Origin of the sequence: Longimicrobium sp., assembly GCF_048594345.1 — a bacterium.
Lineage (GTDB): Bacteria > Gemmatimonadota > Gemmatimonadetes > Longimicrobiales > Longimicrobiaceae > Longimicrobium.
Window position 1 is genome coordinate 1 of record NZ_JBMDXM010000264.1, and the last position, 1530, is coordinate 1530.

General features: G+C 67.2%; 2 pseudogenes. Both read right to left on the reverse strand.

The features are described 5' to 3' along the window. Nucleotides 1-1029 (reverse strand): annotated as a pseudogene (locus ACOJUJ_RS27910) (hypothetical protein); the annotation flags it as partial. After that, a pseudogene (locus tag ACOJUJ_RS27915) lies at nt 1026-1530 on the reverse strand (hypothetical protein); the annotation flags it as partial. The pseudogenes ACOJUJ_RS27915 and ACOJUJ_RS27910, both read right to left, overlap by 4 nt.

Here is a 1530-nt window from a genome sequence, read left to right on the forward strand (position 1 = left end):
CTTGTTGCTGATGAACTCCTTGTTCTCGCCCACGAACTTCTTCTTGTCCTTGGCGATGTCGCGGTAGGCGCGCGACAGCTTGAGGCGCGGCAGGCTGGTGTCGTTCAGGAACACCAGGTACTCGCCCTCGATCTTTTCCACGATCAGGTCGGGGATGATGTAGTTGTCCCCGCCGCTGCCGTACTTGAGGCCGGGCTTGGGGTCCAGCTTGGCCACCTCGTCCGCGGCGTCCTGCACGTCGCGCGGGGTGATGCTGAGCTCCTTGCTGATCTCGCTCCAGCGGTGGTTGATCAGCTGGTCGAAGTAGTCGCGGACGATGCGGAACGCCAGGCTTCCCGCCAGCCGCCGCTCGATCTCGGCCACGTCGGGATCGCTCTCGCCCGTTTCCTGGATGATCTCGCTGACCACGTTGTCGCGCAGCTGCAGCAGGATGCACTCGCGCAGGTCGCGCGCGGCAATCCCCGGCGGGTCAAAGCCCTGGATGACGCGCAGCATCTGCTCCGCCTCGGGGAGCCCGTACGGCTCAAGGCCCTCGAACTCGCCGGCGTCGGAGATGAAGTTGTTCAGGTTTACGACCGTCTCGTCCAGGTCGCAGACCAGGTAGCCTTCGTCACTGACGTTGCCGATGATCTCCTCGCCCAGCAGCAGCTCGCGCTCGCTCAGGCGAAGAAGGGTCAGCTGGTCGTGCAGGTGGTCGCCCAGATCTTTCGTATCGACCGAGACGGGCTCGTAGTACTCCCGCTCCTCGTACTCTTCGCGGCGGCCGCCGGTCTCAAAGCCGTTCAGGAGGATTTCCTCCCAATCGATCTCGTCGTCGCCCTCCTTTTCCTTGTCCTTCTCCTGCTCCTTGGCCTCTTCCTCGGCGTCGGGCTCCACGAGGTCCAGGAAAGGGTTGTTGAGCAGCTCCTGCTTGAGGTGCTGCTGCAGGTCGAGCAGGGGCATGTAGAGCAGATCCATCGCCTGGTACAGGCGTGGATTGATCTTCATCTCCTGCTTGAGCGTGGTCCCCTGGTAAAGGCCGGTTCTCATGCCGCTTCGCCCTCTCGTGGATTCCTCGTATGGTCCTGGGATGCATCGGGCTGATCCCCCGCCCCGTCCCGCTCGTCTCCGTCCGTCCGCCCATCCCGCGCCTCGCCGGCCCCGCTGAACTCGCCGAAGTCCGCCGCCCGCGCGCCCCCATCCTCCGCCGCCGCGCCGGACACCGTCCGGCCGTCCTCGAACCCGCCCACCGGCCCCGGTCCGCCCAGCCCGCCCCCGCCCGCCGCAACACCCGCGTCGATCGTGCGGTCCGTGTCGAACGTGTCCACGGGCCCGTAGTCCGCCCGCCCGTCTCCATCCACCGGTCCGCCGCCTTCAGCCTCCGCGCCGCCGAAGCCGGATGCCGCGCCGAATCCATCCACCGATCCGCCGCCGTCCGCCGCCGCGCCGAACCGATCCACCGAACCGCCCGCTTCTGCGCCGTAGCTTCCCGCCGCGCCGTAGCGATCCACTGAACCGCCTGCGTCGGCGCCGAAGCTTTCCCCCGCGCCG